Origin of the sequence: Acinetobacter sp. Root1280 (genome assembly GCF_001425285.1) — a bacterium.
GTDB lineage: Bacteria > Pseudomonadota > Gammaproteobacteria > Pseudomonadales > Moraxellaceae > Acinetobacter > Acinetobacter guillouiae.
In genome coordinates, this window is the sequence record NZ_LMED01000008.1 from 68,333 (window position 1) to 84,884 (window position 16,552).

Genomic DNA, 16,552 nt, shown 5'->3' on the forward strand with positions numbered 1-16,552 from the left:
GAGTCGTTTTAATTTGGTTTGTTTATGGTGATTCACATATAAACAGTCTTTTAAAAACTGCTAGATGACGAACTCATTTATTTGACTAAATAAAATAGCCATGCAAAAAAGCATGGCTATTTTTTATTTCTGTTCGCCTAATTTAGAAGAAATAAATCCAAGCACAAAAGCACTGATAAAGAAGGTAACAACAGCATAAAGTGCGGATTGTGTGGTAAACCAAATTGCAATGGTTAAGATCACAACGATGGCTGTACAAATCCAAATCGCCAACCCCGAAGTTGCTAAAGGTTGTTGAGATGAAGCAGGGTCAATTTGATCTGGTGTGGACAGGTCTTCTTTGGTATTTAAATCGTGAATAGGGTCATGTAGATTCACACCATAAAAGAAATAGGGATGATCATCAAAACGAGCAAGCTCGATACGTTGCATTTCAATAAAAGAAAGTTGTTGTGAATGATCTTGTGCCGAATTTTCAATGTGTTGTAACAATTGGGTTAAGAAATGGGCATCATTTAAATCCAAGGGCAAACCACTGGTGCGCAATAAAACATACTCAGGATAATGTTGTTCGATTAAAGATTTAAAATCTTCAAAATGGTAACTGTTCTCTGCACCAAAAGTTTCTATAAATAAGGGTTTTCGATCTGCTAAATTGAGAAGTGCTTGTTGTTGATCAATGACTAAATAAGCATATTGACTCTCACCAAAATCCTCTTGGCGTTCTTCTAGATCAATTTGATTGCGTTCATCGTTGATATCAAGATCATCTATATATCTTGTCCAGAAAATATTTTCTTGCTTAAACAGCATAAACCATAAAATCGGAATGAATGCATTTGCTTCGAGTTCAAAAGTTGCGCTTTGAAAAAACTCAGCCCATTGATTTTGACTACCTTGTGGCATATGGCTAAAGGTAGAACTGGTTAAAAATACCGGGTGGCTCATAACGTGATGCCTTTTCTTATTTACTTTTATTCAGCAGTTATATTGCAAAATAACGAAAATTGACACAGCAGATTGTTATAAAACTGTATAACACTTTTCTTTTATTTGAGTCATATCAAGATGTGTTGCTTCTTGTTGTGGGTAAAGCAGATAGAATTGACACTATATACGATGAAAATATCAAAAATTGCCATCAAAAAAAAATTAAAACTCGATAAAGTAGTATGCAACAAGTTGCAAAGCCAAACTTAAAGGATTCATCATGACAAATAGCTATGCAAATATCTTAAAACCACTCCATCTGGGATTTACGACCATTAAAAATCGTGTCGTGATGGGTTCAATGCACACAGGTTTAGAAGATCGTTTTTATAACTACCCAAAACTTGCTGCATATTTTGGAGAACGTGCCAAAGGTGGTGTTGGGCTGATTATTACAGGGGGGATTTCCCCAAATCGCCAAGGTTGGTTGTTGCCAGCCGGTGGAACGATGAATACTTTAGGTGATATTGCACCACACCGTTTAGTCACACATGCTGTACATAAGCATGGTGCAAAAATTCTGATGCAAATTCTGCATGCAGGGCGTTATGGTTATCAACCGTTTGTTGTATCTTCAAGCCCAATCAAATCACCGATTTCGATGTTTAAACCGCGTCAGATGAGTGACAAACTGATTCTTGAAACCATTCAAGATTATGCTGAAACAGCTAGTCTGGCAAAAAAAGCCGGCTATGATGGCGTAGAGATTATGGGTTCAGAAGGCTATTTACTGAATCAATTTTTAAGTCGCCATGTTAACCAACGTGAAGACCGTTGGGGCGGGCCAATTGAAAACCGTATGCGTTTGGCAGTCGAAATTGTAAAAGCAATTCGTGCCAAAGTTGGTGAAAAATTTATTATTTGCTTCCGTTTGTCGATGCTCGATTTGGTCCATGACGGTAATACCATGGATGAAGTGATCACTGTTGCACAGGCATTAGAAAAAGCAGGTATTACTTTACTGAATACTGGGATTGGTTGGCATGAAGCACGTGTTCCCACGATTGTAACCTCTGTTCCGCGTGCTGCATTTGTAGATTACACCGCAGAAGTGAAAAAGCATGTCGCTGTTCCTGTCATTGCTTCCAATCGAATTAATATGCCTGATACTGCTGAGGAAATTTTGGCAGCAGGTAAAGCTGATATGGTGCAAATGGCGCGTCCATTATTGGCAGATGCTTTTTGGGTAAGTAAAACCGCAACCAACCGTGTTGATGAAATCAATACTTGTATTGCATGTAACCAAGCCTGTTTAGATCATAGTTTTCAAAATAAGCGTGCAAGTTGCTTGGTGAACCCACGAGCAGCACATGAAACTGAACTGGTTTATCTCAAAACAAAAAAACCGAAGAAAATTGCGGTTGTTGGTGGCGGCGTTGCTGGAATGTCAGCAGCTACTATTGCGGCAAGTCGTGGACATCAGGTGACTCTGTTTGAAGCCTCTACTGAGGTCGGTGGACAGTTTAATCTCGCTAAAGTTGTGCCAGGTAAAGAAGAGTTTCATGAAACCATACGTTATTTTAAGGTTCAGATTGAAAAAACTGGTGTGGACTTACGTTTAAATACCAAAGTGAATCGTGAGCAATTAGAACGTGAAGGTTTTGATGATGTGGTGATCGCAACAGGTGTGATTCCACGGGGGCTAAATATTGAAGGCAGTAATGCACCGCAAGTGTTGTCTTATGCTCAAGTATTACGTGGTGCACCTGTTGGCAACAGAGTCGCTGTGGTCGGTGCAGGCGGTATTGGTTTTGATGTATCAGAATATTTGTTAAAACCTGAACATCAGCCGCAACCACAACCTTTGGCGGATTGGCAACGAGAGTGGGGTGTAGACCCAAATCCAAACTATATGACTGAAGGTGGTTTTGTTCCTGCTGAAGTAGAGCAACCGATTCGTCAAATATATTTGATGCAACGTAAAACCACACCTCTTGGTATTGGTTTAGGTAAAACCTCGGGTTGGGTACACCGTGCACAATTGAAAAAACATGCGGTAAGAATGATGCGTGGCGTGCAATACAAGTCTGTAACCAATGAAGGATTATGGATTGAAAGCAATGGTCATGATCAATTGTTACGAGTAGACACGATTGTGGTGTGTGCAGGTCAGGAATCCGTTAAGGACTTAATGCCTCAAGAGGGTGAGTCAACTTTAGCAAATTACCATATTATCGGTGGTGCAAAATTGGCTGGTGAGCTTGATGCAAAGCGTGCGATTCGTGAAGGTGCTGAAATAGCAGCTAAACTTTAATCAAAATCATCTATTTTGATGAAACAATATGCATTTGAATAGTTTAAGTCTATTTTTTTCTTGTCAGAATTGGAAAAGCTTAGTATTCTTGCGCACATGGAAGCGTGGCAGAGCGGTTTAATGCACCGGTCTTGAAAACCGACGAGGGTGTGAGTCCTCCGTGAGTTCGAATCTCACCGCTTCCGCCAAATTTTGAATTAAGCCCTTGTATTTGCAAGGGCTTTTTTCTTGCTTGTGCTTTTGTCCCACATAATAACCCACATAAAATTTTAGATTGGATTAATCAAAATAAGAATAATTTAGATGGCGTTAGATAATTGGTAAATTGAGTTTAAGTTATCTATTACAGAACAAACCTAAACATAAATGTTCTGCATATCTACTTTTTGTGCCTGTTCTCATTGTTCCGAGTTGCGATAATTCTCTTTATTGAGGTCATCTTGATCTGCAATCGTTTCATTTGTTGGTTTACAGTTAGGATTACGAGCGGTAAGTGGTATTGAAACTTTTTTTGCTGTCACTTTTGCTACTTGGGCTGTGGATTTTATTTGTCTTTTTAGATTTAGTAATTGTTCTCTTTCATCTTGGTTTAGTAAACGTGTGCCAATGAGTGCATCAGAATTTTGCTCAACCATTTCTTTTGTTTGTTTGATCCATCCAGTATCCCCACTTTCTGAATCGGGTGAGGTCATTGCATTGTAGATAGATTCTGTATGGTTAGAGTGGCTTTCAACCTCATTTACAGAGCTTGTTTCTTTATTGATGTTTTGACATGACTCTAAATGTACCTGATTTTCGCTCTCAGATTGCATCGATTTTTGAGAGTTTTCATCCGTATCAACTCCATTATTCTCTAGCAATGCTTGTTTAATGGACAGCTATCGACAAGTGCAGTAAAGTAAATTTAGTCTTGGTCTAATTTTCTTTTTTTAATTATTCTACTTAACTTAGGTCTTGGCTTTCTATAATTGAAGTTGCTTCCACTTTTTTTGTTTTAATTTTTTCTGATAATTTTTCTAATAAGGATGAGATATCTCCACTTTCAATGAGTGCTGTATACGCTTGTTGATCCAATATGTTTTCTAGAGTTTGATTTAGTAGTGTTTGGAAATCGTTAGTTACGTAGTCAGATAAAGAATTGCTGAAATTCTCTAATTTTTTATTATGCTTAATGATAAGACTCTTATTTCGGTTTTTGTACTGATCAATTAGTTCCTTGAGAACATTGAGTTGTTCATTTTGGATTTGTATTGTTGTTGCACTTTGGCGATTTATTTCTTTTGCTTCTCTCATTCTTAAGCTTATACCATCCATTAGGAAATTAAGCCCATTTTGTATTGTATCTAACTTGTTATCTTTAATAATTTTTTCAAGTCTACTCATTGTTTTTTGATCAATGAAAAGCTGCTTTTTAACTCTGTTTTCATTTTTATTTTTTAAATTGAATTTGAAAATTCGAAAATCTTTTTTAAGTTTCTCGAATGTGGTTTTTGAAATTGCTATAGCTACTTTTGAGAAACTTTGAAAGTTTTCTATTACATCGCTGTGTTCTGGAAAATGGTTAAATCCGGAAGAATCTGAAATATATTGTACCTGTTCATTCTGGCTGAAATAGGGAGCAATGTCTTCACGCGATTCTATTTTCTCAGTTAAAAATTGTTTTTTTAACTCCTCTTCTTTGTTCAACCAAGCCTGAAGGCTCATCACTTTATTGGCCATTTATTACTCATTATTTATTCTATAGATTCAGTTAAATTAACACTAATTAAATATTAAATAAATGTTAATTAATGAAATTGAATTTTTAAGTATATTTTCATGCCTATCACATGAATATGCTAGAATTTTTGTAAGAGTATGGTTGGATTAGATGTGTAGTGAACAAAACAGACTTGGTTATATATACGTTACATCTTTTGAGATCAAATCAGATTAATGATGGTAATTTAACTCCCCATGGGCATTGGGTCTTATTACGGTTCATTCTTGCATTCGGAACACAGGCCTGTTCAATACCCTTACTCGAATTAGCTGACAAAATAGGGGTACAACATAAAAAGCTAAGGAGGGTATTAGAGGAACTACAACAAGCAAATTTAATCACTGTGAGTTATCCAGAGCAGGGCAAGCGTGCAAGAGTCCGGCAAATCAGACTCAGTGATAACTACTTTAGCAATTTACGATCTAATGAGACTAAGACTGCTGAATATCATAAAAAGAAAATTGACAGATTAAAGCAACGTTTAGCTTTATCTCCCATGATTGAAAGGTTGTTGGCAGTTATTCAAACCATTTCGATCAGTACTGACCGAGAAAGTGAACTTGATTTTAAATCTGCCTTATTGCTGTTGACGTTACTAACTTATAGCAATCAATTTGGTATTGTGATGGGCTGTGGGAATGCTGAAATATATAAAACGACAGGCCTAAAAAAACAACCGATGTATAAGAATTTGTATAAGTTAATCAATTTAAGATTTATACGTAGTCGAGCTGAAGGGAGTATCCGTAATGCTTTTATCTCATTCGAAAACCCTATTTATAGTTTGAACCTATCTCATACTCTTTGGGGTGAGGATACTACTTATGGTCGATTTTATATAATCGAATATCCAGAAATGCACCAGTTTGAAGTAAAACGATTGGCTCATGTTAAACATCAGATATCTGAAAAAAATAAAAAAGAAAATTTAGATTTAGAAAATCCAAACTTTCTGTGTGACCCGATAAGTTATTTTTTCGAATCTATTCCGAAAAGTCTGGATTCATTTATTCAATACCAAAAGGCAGAATATGACCTTTTTTCTAGGGCAGTTAAAGAGTTAAGTGAGCAGGATGCAGATTATCTCAAATTGATTAGATTTGATCAGTTAGGTGCTCGAGAACTTAAAGAAAAAGTTTATAGCTATAATTTGGGGGATGGCTCACTACAATGCTATCTTGAGCAGCATTGTTGTGAGCTCTATGGTAATGAAGGTTCAGTTTATAAGCAGTTGTTGCAAGGGGTTTCAGTAAGGCTTGAACATCAAGGGCTGATGGCATTATTTGCGGGTAAAAAATATTACCGTGAAGTGGTTGCTGATACTAAATTCGATGAGACGTTTAACGAAGAGAGTTATAATAAGTACTTAGTAGATCGTAAGCTGAAAGAGATCAGATTAGCTTCCTTTGATAGGGTATTGATGTCAATGCTGGACTTAATCGCTTTTAATCAGATCTTTCTTTATTTCAAGCTCTCCAGAAGAATTGAGGAACAAGAAAGGACTGCTAATACGAAATACAGAGATATTGAGAAGAAACCACCATTTAGAATTTTACCTCGAAGTATGGAGCAGACCCGATACAGCTGTATTTTCGTTCCTGATATTGAATTAAAGGATAATCAATATTTTCATGGAGAGATTAAAGTCTTGGGACAAGAAGCCTCTCCAGTTGAAAGCCTAGAATTCATTTCAATTGTCTCCAAGCAAATTATGCCCTTAGACGAAGAACTTGTGCAGTACGGAATTCTAAGTGCTATAGAGAATGATAAATCCTAAAGTAATAGCAGTTCAGAATAAATAAAAAATCAACTTAACTTCCGCTTAGGGCTAAAACACGGAAATCAAAGCTATGGCGATGTTTTGAATCGAAGACCTATCACGAATACGGGAGAGCTTTTTGTCTTAGCCACTGGGTAAATGATGTTATATATCATATCTATACCTAATACATATATCTTATCTATATTTAACATGTATCTATATCTCTACTACTCATATCATTTCAGATTTAATCATAAGATCTACTATTTCCAATATTTCTATCTAGTCGTGATAAGACGACAAGATAGAGACTGATAGATTAATTGAACTATAAAATTAAAAAATATTCAGATGCGCTACCTATGAAACTTAATAGCATAGTAGACAATCGAATGATAAATGAAACAGAAACCCTAATTGCACTAGAGCAACTGATTTTAGAAGTGAGTCAGACACTGGAAAGTGAGCGTTTGACTCATCGACGAAATGAACAAAAACTCAGGGCTTATGCTCGGCAATGCTGTGATTTAATTCCAGAGTTTAAGCAACTTATTTCTCAAGGTTTTCAACTGATGTTCCCTGTAGACCAATTTAAGCGTGTCCTTGACATTGCAAATAGGCTATTTCTTCAATATGGTTTAACTGAACAGGAAATACCTTATGTGGATCAATATATCGAAATTTGTCAGGCGATGTATGTATCACCAGCAGCCTATCAACGAGACCAGAGGAAGTTTCACGATCAGGAGTGTAATAACAGATTTGAGCTTGAGNATCGAAATTTGTCAGGCGATGTATGTATCACCAGCAGCCTATCAACGAGACCAGAGGAAGTTTCACGATCAGGAGTGTAATAACAGATTTGAGCTTGAGCAGTATCTAGGTAATTTAATTCAAAAGCACTGTAAAACACTTTGGGTGAGGGTTGATCTTAAGTATTTTAGTGAAAGTTTGGATGAAATTTCCATTCTAGATGTCGATCGGCATTTCAAAGCCTTTCGTAAACGCTTGTCGGATAAAGATACCTGCTTTAGAGGTTTAGTTGGCTATGTCTGGGCATTGGAACAAGGTGGTGAAACAGGTGCCTATCATGTGCATTTACTGCTTATTTACAATGGGTCATCAAGAGAAGGAGAGTGGAAGATTGCAAGTGAGGTTTGTGCTTTATGGGAGAACATGACGGATGGATTAGGAACGGCGTATAACCTACAGGATGCTAAACATCGGGCGACTTATCAAGCAACAGGGAGAGATGGATTGGGGCTAGTTGAGCGAAAGGATGTGAGTAAAATTTCCAATGCCTTTCGCCTTGCATTGTATTTAACTCAACCTGAAAAGTATGATCAGCGTTTGCGGGCGAAGGTGCCTAGAATGAGAACATTTGCATGTGGGCAATTTAAACCGAGTCCTTACATGTTAAGTCAATCGCGCATGGTATCAAATGAGATCGAATTACCTTTCTAAGCTTGCAGAACACATTCGTAGATTGGTGTAAAAGAGGGGGACTCTTATATACACTTCTGCTACAAGCCTTAATTCACCGTATCAACTTACCTAGATCAGAAAATATAGTTTCATACTGAACCGATCTATCCTTGATCCATTCTATCGAAATTGAGTAATAAAAATCATACTGACGCATGGCCATCAAATCGCATCATTTATTCGTCTTGTCAAAATCTGATAATCTGATAATCTGGTATCTTAGATATTGGAGCTGATTGCCAAGGCTGTAAGTGACCTAAAAGACAGTAAATCGAACTACCTGCCAATTGCATTGATCTTTATTAACCCTGCTGGCAAGTGTAGTGATTTAAACACTTAACACTACCTATAAAGTCCAGCATTGTTAAGACAGGATCACTCTATGAGTATTAATCTATCAAAACTGTGCGCAGATTTTCTGCGTCAAAATCATTCTTCACAATCTACTGAGAAACTAAAAGCTTCACATGCTAGAGAGTTGGTTGCGGCGTTTTTTGGGTATAAGAGCCATGCGGCACTTATGGCTGAGAAGACTTACCCGCATGCTCAGCTCGAAGAGGCACTTATCTTCATTCCTGACATACCGTTGATGAATGATAGACGCTCCAAACTCATCGATTTACCAAATGACCTTACCGAGTCAATTGACCTTGCCAAGCTTCTATCAGACATGCTTGCCCATGAAGGGCTATTTGGTGGAGATATCTGGCTCTATGAAACACTAGAAGCCTATATTGTTGAAATCTTACTACCAGATTGCCAATCTCTTATAGATGATCAGCTTTCTGATGCGATGGCTGAAACCAATGCAGGGTTTTACGATGATCTTTATTATGATGATGTACAAATCGAAGATCGTGGTACTGAGTTGGTCGCTATTGCCAAAACCCAGTACAAGGGTGAGTCACTGGATGATAAACCATTCTGTGGCGACACCCTTGATATTGTAGTACAAGTGACATTGCCCCGTATGGCTGGCAAGCGCGGTTTTTACGATTTCGAGCTTGAAGCTGGAGGTAGTGTCAACGACGACTGGGTTGACCCAGAGCTACGATATGGCATAAGTCCTCAGAGTAGTTTGGCAACGGAGCTTGGCATAACAGACGGAGATCTTGCAACGTTGGAATGGGAAACATTCGAAATCAGTAGTGATGATGGTTTGACCTATGGCTTTGTGCTGACCTTTAGCAAAAGTTGTCCGCATGAGATTTTGGAGAAGATAGAAGGGTTATCGGATGATTTGACAATCCGTGTTTCTGCAAATGCTTTTGATAGTCTTTATCCAGAATAGGCAAGTTGAAATCTATGTTGTAATTGTATTGCCGAAGGAAGACACATGGAAAAGATTTTGAAAGACTATTTCATCTACTTGGCTCTGGTAAATTCAGGCTGTTACGACTGCTATCATCGGTTTAGCATACGATTTTTTGAATTCGGGGGGAACTCCGCATTGATGTCAGAAGATGACTAAAACGGTCGAGCTGGGAATACCTATAGCTTGAGTCATTATTCCTCTCCTACAACTAGGGCGCTTATAGCGCCCTAGTCTTGTTAGCTTTAGTTTTTAAATTTGGTTGGTCACTTATTTTTTATCAGGTCGCACATGCTATGTGCAGAAAGCACGCCTTCATATCGAATAGGAACCAATCAGATGAATGCGATTAATCCTCAAACTTTTCAGATCAACCAAATCTTAAATATCAAACAAGTGATTCAAATTACAGGACTAAGTCGAGCAACAATTTACTCAATACTTGATCCCAAATCTAAATACCATGATGCGACGTTTCCTAAACAAATCTTTTTATCCACGAATAGAGTTGGTTGGATTGCTCAGGAAATTCATGAATGGATTCAATTGAAAATTAGCCAGAGAGTAAGTTGATTTTCAAAGAAGAAATCGAGTTCAAGAATAATTAAAAATAATTGCATTGGTCTTCCTATGAACAAAATAGGAAGACCACCATGCAACCAATGAATTTCCCCTCTCTCGAACACCTAATTGCCCCACGTCTGGAACGTGATGTTCATGAACTCTTCTTGAGTATACGAAGTAAACGCGGTGAATATGATGTTAATCACTGGCATAAACGACTCTTAGAAGATATCCAAATTTGGCATTTACTATTTGCAACCAATGACTACCGTTATGGATTTTGGTTAGAGACCTTGATGAATTGTTATCGAGCCAGCCAATTTGAATCAGGAATACGAAATATTTGTGATCAAGAACAAGCTAAAATGCTCATTACTATGACCTTGGGTAAATTAGAGCGTATTTTCTTAAGTGCTGAAATTTTAGAAGAGCTGAAAGAACAAAATGACAGACATGTTAAGCAAGTTCAACGATATCAAGATGAGTATGACAAAGTCACTCAGTACTGTTTTGATCTGAATAAAATTAATCTGATTTGTGCATATCAACCTGAGCTTGCAGAAACAATTTCTATCTTAGAGATGAATAAACATATTCAACACTTTAATAAACATCTTAAGCAACAGGAATATTTTCCAGTAAATTATTTGTATTGGTACAGACGAGTGATTCGTATCCCAGAAAAAAATCAATACATCATGCTTTTATCGATCACGGTCAATGCAAGAATTTATTTAGATACCTCGTTTTATGTAGATCGATTGAAAGCGTTATGGAATTTCTCAACAGGTTTTAAGGGAATAGTGATTGACCTAAATGATGATAATAACCAAAGCCATGAGCTAGTTAATCAATTATTTACCGAGTTTGATGATCAGGAGGATCTAGATGGTTTACTCAAGCGTGACATTGTCAATACCAGCAAAGACTCAATGGGTGTTCGAGTATGGCCTATAGGTTTTAAGCACTTTATTGGAACATCGGGTAAATGATATTGAGGGGGCTGAATAAAAACAGTCCTTCATTTATTTTTAATCAAGTATTAAGTGCAAGACTTGAAAAGGGGGTTGATATGCGAAATTACTGCAAATAGATCCTGTAACAAAAAGGTTTAACGTCTAAGGTGTGTTTCTGGCATACAGTTGTTTTACCTTTATGTGGATTAGTAGAGGTAAAATCATCACGAACAGGGCGCTATTCTGGTCACCAGTAATTTACCTTTTGATGAATTGACATCAGTATTTGGATCAGAACATCTAACGGGCGCTTTATTGGATCGATTAACACCTGACTCTCATATTCTAGAAATGAATGGTGACAGTTATCGTCTGGAAACAAGAAAACGTCGTAAACAGCAATCAGTTCATCTTGCAGAGATTACTCAAGATCGGTAATTAAGCAGTCATTTCTGAAGCTATTCAGAATGACTATTTTTTTAACCATAGTGGCTCAATTTTACTTGACCATTACAAATTAAAGAGGTGTTTGTGAGCCGTAGCAAACGATATACTGAAGAATTCAAAATTAAAGAGTAAGATTTTTTCAAGTAAATAAGCAAATCTAAATAATTTAAACCTATAAAAACTAGGTTGGTACAGTGACTTTTTGCCATGAATTTTATAGGTGGATATACTTATAGTAATTTAGAAATACAAGAACAAGGTACGAAATGGTAAATATTTTTGTTATAAAAGTATATTGTGAGACAGAAAATATAATTAAAGTAATTGCAGTGGATGACCATTGGGAAACTAGTTTAATAGAAGATGAATATTATTTGATCTTTAAAAGGTATAATGATCCACAAAGCCTTATGTTCAAGGAATCTAATGATAAATTTGTAAACAATCCTTCTTTGATTGGTTTTAATTCCAATTCTGAGTTGTTCTTACTAGCTGTAGGTGATTTAAAAACAGCGTATGGCAGTCGATTCTATAAAAAGCATCAACAAGTAGATGTAAAACTTAAGGATTCGAAAAGAATATATCTTCATGAAGAAAGAGCTTCTGGTAAAACAGCAGTTTTAAGATCAACAGAAAATACTATTGCTGAAACTAAAAGAATTAAATCAAAAAACAATGATTCTATTATTTTTTCGATTTTAAAAAGGGCTCTAAAAAGCCGTTTTTTCTACATTTCGGTCTTATGCTTTATCTTTTGGCAAGAATCTAGAATTGATGAAATAAATTTTCAAGTTATTAATTTTAGTGATAATATTTCTGCCGAAGTTAATTATGCTAAACAAGTCTTAAGTCAGACTCCAGTAGGTGTGGATTATATTTGTGAAGATGGGACTTATAGCTATAGTCGTAATCAAGGTCATTGTTCTTGGCATGGGGGCTCTGAAATAAATATCAATACTCTTAAAGTTGTAGCTGAAACTGATATAGATAAGCGAATAGATACTTATACAAAAAATAAAAATAACAAGCACTTAATATTTAGTATCTTCTTATTTATTTTTATGATTTTTATATGCCCTTGTTTTGATAGTAAATTTAAAAAGCTAATAGCCTAACTTAATGGTGGTATTATAATAATAAGGCAATGTTAAATGGAGCTGTTGCGACTATGATCATAAATATTTTCTGGACTGCTCCCAGTATCCTAGACATGAGCCAGCCTCATTTTGAAGCTGCCTCAAATGCTTCTGGGCTCATCCCATCAAGATGCGAATGACGTCTGATTCGATTGAAAAACATCTCGATATAATCAAACACATCTGCACGGGCCATTTCTCGAGTTTTATAGATTCTCTTTTTAATTCTTTCCTTCTTCAAGCTGCTAAAAAAGGATTCAGCAACGGCATTGTCCCAGCAGTTTCCGCGNGGCCATTTCTCGAGTTTTATAGATTCTCTTTTTAATTCTTTCCTTCTTCAAGCTGCTAAAAAAGGATTCAGCAACGGCATTGTCCCAGCAGTTTCCGCGACGACTCCTTACCTATCCTAAAACGGGAAGCTGTTTTTAACAAGCATTAGGACGAAACGGGCTAAGTATTTTACCAATGCATGTGAAGTATAAGGATTACTTAAGCACTGGATTGATCAAAACCTAAAATTATACTTGAATCAGCAGGATATATTTTATTCCGACTCATAGACTGAGCAAACTCATTCATTTGTGTCAGATTGACATAACTCGATTCAGCAATTATTCTTTGCGTGCTGGCCTACATCGCCAGACGGTTTTAGCAGACCGTATACGACCGCATCAGAATTTATTCCTTCTGAGGGATAGTTCTATGTGTACCACTCGTTCCCTCCCGTTGCGGTAGGACGGGAGAGGGACATCTTTGGATGTGCTGGTGTCGTACCAGTCTGCTAACCCTTTCTCGTTCTGCCACCATAAATCTCAAATGCTTTGGCAGAATTCCGACAGATCAAGGAGTTTGCTATGCGCACTATTGTCTTTTTATTATTCCCTCACTTCATTTAAGTGTTGCTGGTGTCTTGTGCTAAGCAGGATATAGCAACGAACAAATTAAATAAAAACTTAAATTGACGTGAGGTGATCATGATTCATGGCCGTATTTTAACGACATGTTTACTGCTGCCTTTGTGTATCAGTGCATGCTCGAAACAAGATTCCAAACTTTATATCCCTGACAAAGAAGATCAACTGTCAAAGCGTATAGATGTAATTGCTCATCCTAGGCCAGTTGTTATTGCTGGGCAAAAGATTACAGCTTTGCATTTAGATAAAATGAGTGATGAAAGTTTTTTACAAGATTTTCAAAACTATATTGTGGATACAAAGGGCGCAAAAAAATCATTTCTTGCTTTAAGACAGCAATTAAAACTCCGCCCTGATCAGATCCTTTTATTTGGGGTGCGAAAAAAAGATTCCATTGGAATCCCTATTGTCGATCTAACCAGCCCTGATTTGTTTAGTCGAGCGAATAACTTAGCCATTCAGCATTTGGCTTTGCTTAAACGTAGTTCTATTCCAGAAAAAGATCCCTACGAAACAACTGATACCTATCAACAGCGTATCAAAGCCAAACAGCAGCAAACTGAGAAGTTGACAGCAAAAGCTAATATAGATTTGGGTCGTATTGAAGATGCTTTGAACTTTAGCAATCGCTGGATTGAGATTCCTGATTATTTCGACCAGTTGAATCGAATTGATTACGATGCTGATCAAGCATTATTAACCATCCAAACCACAGCACCTGTAATTCATGAAGATGATTTGAGGATGGCATCTGAGGATGCACTTATCAGGCTGATACGCTTTCAAGTTAAAGCATCAGCAGAGCAAGCTAAAAGCTTAATTAGCGTATGGGATAATCGAGAACAAGCCTCAGTCTATATGGCCTTTGTATTGGATTATCAAGCTCAGGGATTAGCGATCGACCGCATTGTACTGATGGAATATTTGGGGATGGATCAACAGTTTCGAGTGATTGAACAACTCAAACCTCAGCAGATTTATGTAGAGGATGTAAGACCTGATTTAACCTTGGTGCAACAACAGGTGATTCCACTGCAACAGATCAGACCCTTCCAATTTGGTATGTCCACATATGCGGAAACCCAAGGAAAAGCGCCATGAAAATAAAGGGTTCAATAATCAGTTTAATGTTGATGGCAATGATTTGTTCAGGCTGTGGCTTATCTGGAGAAGAGATAGTCCAACCCAAAGCCGATGATGTTTTACAGGCATTAAGACAACAAGATGAATCAGTTGTGCAAATTCAACTCAAGCAATGTCAGCGCTCTAATATGTATGAGGGGCAAGAGCGTGCACACCCTTATTTTGATTTATATCACTGTGCAGTCAAGGTTGAGCGTTATGACCCGATCCTCAATCAAAGTTTTATAAAAAATGAAATCTATATATTGAATTTAACCACATCAAATGGCTGGACTGTTGGTTCGCGCTGATGTCTTCTGGATTGATTTCCTCAGAACTCAATTGAATATAAAGAAATTTCAAATACACATTACCTCAGTGAAGCCATAACGCTCTAAGTGTGGGCATTAAAAACATAAGTCATTACGAGAGGACAAAATGAAATTAAAACTCATTTTTTCATTGTCAGCCGGTGTTTTGCTGACTGCCTGTAGTAGCGCATTTGAATCAGAATTTAAGGATGGCTGCCGTAACTTTGGTGGCAATCGTAGTTTCTGTTCATGCAGTTATAACAACGTAGAACAACATTATGGTGAAGATCGACTTAAGCAGATCAAGAACCCCATGCAATTTCCTGAAGATTGGGAAGATCAAGTACAACAAGCAGGTTTAGCCTGTATGTCTGAATTGAACTAGGAGGGGGCTAAAGATGAGAAATCTATTGATCACTTATCTGCTGATTATGTTGGGCTACTGGTTCAAATTGATCTGGAGCTTTCCTGCGGGTTATTCCAAAGCCTATCTCTTAGGACGAGCCTTCGTCTGGCCTTTTACTTTTTTGGAATGGCTATTTTCTTAAAACTGATCAAGAAGCATAACAATGACAAATACAAATCAAATCCCTATAGCAAAGCCTTACTGGAAAATCATCAGCGTAGTTTTGGTTTTAGTAATAATCGGTTCTTATCTATTGAACCAGCATCTACAACGTAAAGCAGAGCTACAGTTAGCACAGCTGGCAATAGAACAGACCAAAGCCCAAAAAACTCAAACTGCTGATGTAGTCCAAGCTTCATTAGAATCAGGTGACCAAGGTTTAACAGCAGATGCAACAACACAAACAGAGCATTTAGGCCCAAGTGAAGATGACATTGCTGGTGCTTTAGCAGTGGTTGAAGAGGCGAAATCCTCACAAAACTCTGCGACTGAGCATTTAACCATGCAAATCGATTCTGAATACCATGACGGAAAAACCTTAAGTTCGAATGCTGCCAAGTACGGTTTAAAGCCAATCAAAACTGCACCAGCTGATCTTAAGGCAACCGTTTCAAGTATTGATCAAATGTTAGCGTCACATCTCATGGAGGTTTGGGGACGATCTAGCCCAGATCAGGTGGCTAAGCGTGTTGAAGGTTNGGCAACCGTTTCAAGTATTGATCAAATGTTAGCGTCACATCTCATGGAGGTTTGGGGACGATCTAGCCCAGATCAGGTGGCTAAGCGTGTTGAAGGTTGGAGTCAACAGGGCAACAGCATTACTTACCGTGCAGCATGGGACTCAGATCGTTATCAATGTACATGGTATGTGGTGCGTTGGAACCAAAATAACAATCAAGTTTTAAGCGAAGGCTATAAACCTTGTTTTTAAACAATTAACTTTTTTAGAAATTGAATTTTAAAACACCTTTATATCTATTTAGAAACAGGAATATCACCATGAAAAATATTAAAATTATCAGCTGTGCTTTAATCAGCTTATTTTTAACAACCGCAGTGATGGCAAAGACAGAACAAATCATCTTAAAAAAAGATGTTGGGTTTGGTGAAGAAGCAGTTATTTTTCCGACC

Annotated in this window: 16 protein-coding genes, 1 tRNA gene and 3 pseudogenes; 16 read left to right on the plus strand and 4 right to left on the minus strand. The window is 37.2% G+C overall.

Going from position 1 to position 16,552, the window contains the following annotated elements; translation table 11 throughout:
- Window positions 1-123: 123 nt before the first annotated feature.
- On the minus strand, window positions 124-948 hold the full coding sequence (locus ASC84_RS08495; protein ID WP_056513632.1) for a hypothetical protein: 825 nt from the start codon (window positions 946-948) through the stop codon (window positions 124-126).
- 262 nt (window positions 949-1,210) lie between these two features.
- Here ASC84_RS08495 and ASC84_RS08500 point away from each other — a divergent pair, with 262 nt between their 5' ends.
- Window positions 1,211-3,244, plus strand: a complete 2,034-nt coding sequence (locus ASC84_RS08500) for an NADPH-dependent 2,4-dienoyl-CoA reductase (protein ID WP_004724886.1) — start codon at window positions 1,211-1,213, stop codon at window positions 3,242-3,244.
- A 98-nt stretch (window positions 3,245-3,342) separates the two neighbouring features.
- Window positions 3,343-3,432 (plus strand) — tRNA-Ser (locus ASC84_RS08505).
- Between the two features lie 210 nt (window positions 3,433-3,642).
- Here ASC84_RS08505 and ASC84_RS08510 read toward each other — a convergent pair.
- On the minus strand, window positions 3,643-4,104 hold the full coding sequence (locus ASC84_RS08510; protein ID WP_227515114.1) for a hypothetical protein: 462 nt from the start codon (window positions 4,102-4,104) through the stop codon (window positions 3,643-3,645).
- An 82-nt stretch (window positions 4,105-4,186) separates the two neighbouring features.
- Entirely contained in the window at window positions 4,187-4,963 is a 777-nt protein-coding gene (locus tag ASC84_RS08515; protein ID WP_056513635.1) for a hypothetical protein, read from the minus strand.
- Between the two features lie 158 nt (window positions 4,964-5,121).
- Here ASC84_RS08515 and ASC84_RS08520 point away from each other — a divergent pair, with 158 nt between their 5' ends.
- From ASC84_RS08520 to ASC84_RS08545, 8 genes and pseudogenes are all read left to right on the plus strand, one after another.
- Window positions 5,122-6,783, plus strand: coding sequence for a hypothetical protein (locus ASC84_RS08520; protein WP_056513638.1), 1,662 nt, complete (start codon window positions 5,122-5,124; stop codon window positions 6,781-6,783).
- Window positions 6,784-7,160: 377 nt separating this feature from the next.
- Window positions 7,161-7,541: pseudogene (locus ASC84_RS22675) on the plus strand (hypothetical protein); the annotation flags it as partial.
- 19 nt (window positions 7,542-7,560) lie between these two features.
- Complete coding sequence (locus tag ASC84_RS22680) at window positions 7,561-8,232, plus strand: inovirus-type Gp2 protein (RefSeq protein ID WP_227515116.1); 672 nt, start codon at window positions 7,561-7,563, stop codon at window positions 8,230-8,232.
- A gap of 403 nt (window positions 8,233-8,635) precedes the next feature.
- Window positions 8,636-9,544, plus strand: a complete 909-nt coding sequence (locus ASC84_RS08530) for a hypothetical protein (protein WP_056513641.1) — start codon at window positions 8,636-8,638, stop codon at window positions 9,542-9,544.
- 360 nt (window positions 9,545-9,904) lie between these two features.
- A complete protein-coding gene (locus tag ASC84_RS08535) occupies window positions 9,905-10,138 on the plus strand; it encodes an AlpA family phage regulatory protein (protein WP_056513644.1) in 234 nt (77 codons plus the stop codon).
- 80 nt (window positions 10,139-10,218) lie between these two features.
- Window positions 10,219-11,121 (plus strand): hypothetical protein, encoded by a 903-nt coding sequence (locus ASC84_RS08540; RefSeq protein WP_056513647.1) that lies wholly within the window; start codon window positions 10,219-10,221, stop codon window positions 11,119-11,121.
- Window positions 11,122-11,322: 201 nt separating this feature from the next.
- Window positions 11,323-11,523 (plus strand): annotated as a pseudogene (locus ASC84_RS22250) (ATP-binding protein); the annotation flags it as partial.
- Between the two features lie 275 nt (window positions 11,524-11,798).
- Window positions 11,799-12,647, plus strand: coding sequence for a hypothetical protein (locus ASC84_RS08545; RefSeq protein WP_056513649.1), 849 nt, complete (start codon window positions 11,799-11,801; stop codon window positions 12,645-12,647).
- A gap of 106 nt (window positions 12,648-12,753) precedes the next feature.
- Here the strand turns inward: ASC84_RS08545 and ASC84_RS22255 are convergent.
- A partial coding sequence (locus ASC84_RS22255; RefSeq protein ID WP_155860329.1) for an IS3 family transposase occupies window positions 12,754-12,957 on the minus strand: 204 nt, incomplete at its 5' end.
- A 685-nt stretch (window positions 12,958-13,642) separates the two neighbouring features.
- On the opposite strand from ASC84_RS22255, the gene ASC84_RS08550 reads away from it, so the two are divergent.
- The 6 genes and pseudogenes from ASC84_RS08550 to ASC84_RS23210 form a co-directional block, all read left to right on the plus strand.
- Window positions 13,643-14,683: a hypothetical protein gene (locus ASC84_RS08550; RefSeq protein ID WP_056513653.1), complete on the plus strand. Its 1,041-nt coding sequence runs from the start codon at window positions 13,643-13,645 to the stop codon at window positions 14,681-14,683.
- Window positions 14,680-15,015 (plus strand): hypothetical protein, encoded by a 336-nt coding sequence (locus ASC84_RS08555; protein ID WP_056513657.1) that lies wholly within the window; start codon window positions 14,680-14,682, stop codon window positions 15,013-15,015. The genes ASC84_RS08550 and ASC84_RS08555 overlap by 4 nt, the downstream gene beginning before the upstream one ends.
- Before the next feature lie 127 nt (window positions 15,016-15,142).
- Window positions 15,143-15,400, plus strand: coding sequence for a hypothetical protein (locus ASC84_RS08560; protein WP_056513660.1), 258 nt, complete (start codon window positions 15,143-15,145; stop codon window positions 15,398-15,400).
- Between the two features lie 13 nt (window positions 15,401-15,413).
- Window positions 15,414-15,563, plus strand: a complete 150-nt coding sequence (locus ASC84_RS22905) for a hypothetical protein (RefSeq protein ID WP_171252537.1) — start codon at window positions 15,414-15,416, stop codon at window positions 15,561-15,563.
- Between the two features lie 21 nt (window positions 15,564-15,584).
- On the plus strand, window positions 15,585-16,119 hold a 535-nt coding region (locus ASC84_RS08565; RefSeq protein WP_227515115.1), incomplete at its 3' end, for a hypothetical protein.
- A 1-nt stretch (window position 16,120) separates the two neighbouring features.
- Window positions 16,121-16,352: pseudogene (locus tag ASC84_RS23210) on the plus strand (hypothetical protein); the annotation flags it as partial.
- Window positions 16,353-16,552: the final 200 nt, after the last annotated feature.